The sequence below is a fragment of the Paraburkholderia sp. XV genome, from assembly GCF_020177535.1.
In the GTDB taxonomy this organism is placed as follows: Bacteria; Pseudomonadota; Gammaproteobacteria; order Burkholderiales; family Burkholderiaceae; genus Paraburkholderia; species Paraburkholderia caribensis.
In genome coordinates this window covers 1-1,453 of the sequence record NZ_JAGUUD010000259.1, presented here as the reverse complement: position 1 = coordinate 1,453, position 1,453 = coordinate 1, and the positions used below count along the sequence as shown (strand labels likewise).

Below are 1,453 nucleotides of genomic sequence, written 5' to 3'. Positions count from 1 at the left end.
GCTCTATGCGGCTTTCTTCACGCTGCCGTGCGGATCGATGACGAACTTCTTCGGCGAGCCGTCGCTGAACGTCTTGTACGCCTCAGGCGCCTGCTCCAGCGTGATGATCTCAGTGTTCAGCATGGCGCCAAGATAGGGCATCCGATCCCACAGGATCGCCATCATCAGGTCGCGGTTGTAGTGCATGATCGGCGCCTGCCCCGCCGTTAGTTTCGGCGACTTGATCCAGGCCTTGCCGAAGCCAACGGGAAGCTGGCCCTTCTTCGTCAGATCGGTGCTCGCCTTCGGGTCGGCGTCGGTATAGATGCCGGGCACGCCCATCGCCCCACCGGCCCGCACCACTTCGAGAAGCGTGTTGATTACCGCCTCCGAGTGCTCACTGTTCGCCTCGGGGCCACAGCCGTGCGCCTCCAGCCCGACGCAATCCACGCCGCAATCCACCTCCCGCTTGCCGAGGATTGCTTCGATCTGGTCGGCCACCGGCGTGTCCTGGGTGAGATCGACCACCTCGCAGCCATTATTCTTCAGCAGGTCCAGCCGCGCCCGGTTGGTATCGGCCACGATGATGCAGGACGCGCCGATCAGGCGAGCGCCCGCCGCGGCGCACCGGCCCACCGGCCCGGCCCCGGCGATATAGACGGTCGAGCCCACCTTGGCCCCGGCCTCCATCAGACCATGGAAGCCTGTCGGCAGGATGTCCGATAACAGCGTGAGATCCCGGATCTTCTCCATCGCCTGGTCCTTGTCCGGGAAAGGCAGCAGGTTCCAATCGGCGTAAGGCACCATGAGGTAGTCGGATTGGCCACCCTGCCAGCCGCCCAGATTGAAGCCATAGGCACCGCAATCGACGGCGTCATTGACGTTCATGCATACATCCGTGTGCCGCTCCTTGCAATTGCGGCAGCGTCCGCAAGAGACGTTGAACGGGACCGAACATAGGTCGCCCTTCTTGATGAACTCGACGTCCGGTCCGACCTCGATGACTTCCCCGGTCATCTCATGTCCCATCACCATCCCCACAGGCGCGGCAAAGCGGCCGCGGTAGATATGCTGGTCGCTGCCGCAGATATTCGTCGTCACGATCTTGAGGATGGCGCCGTGATTGGCTTTCTTGCCTGTCGGGGTGACCAGCTTCGGATAGTCGAAAGTCGCCAGCTCCATCTTCATCGGACCCATGAACGTTACTACGCGATTGCCGCTCGCAGCCATGAAATTTCTCCTTGTTCGGTGTGTGAGGTCCGATCGATGTTGCCGTCGCGGCCTGGGTAGGGCACGCCACGCTCGAATGGAGCCTGCCGATCATCGCGATCCCGATCACGCATGCAGGCACGAGATGGCGCCGATCTCGTCGACGCGGTCATTGACCCAACGACGAAGACATTAAGACTAGGCTCTTGCCGGTTGCACTTCTTTCTCATTCCTGCAAAGACTTGTCGGATCTCTGCGCTCCCGC

General features: G+C 61.7%; 1 protein-coding gene. It reads right to left on the bottom strand.

Going from position 1 to position 1,453, the window contains the following annotated elements; all coding sequences use genetic code 11:
* Positions 1 to 3 precede the first annotated feature (3 nt).
* Positions 4 to 1,209, bottom strand: a complete 1,206-nt coding sequence (locus KFO72_RS41800) for an alcohol dehydrogenase catalytic domain-containing protein (RefSeq protein WP_225034549.1) — start codon at positions 1,207 to 1,209, stop codon at positions 4 to 6.
* Positions 1,210 to 1,453: the final 244 nt, after the last annotated feature.

Bases quoted from the DNA above. Each gene is read 5' to 3' on its own strand.
- KFO72_RS41800 (WP_225034549.1), bottom strand. From the start codon at position 1,209: ATGGCTGCGAGCGGCAATCGCGTAGTAACGTTCATGGGTCCGATGAAG.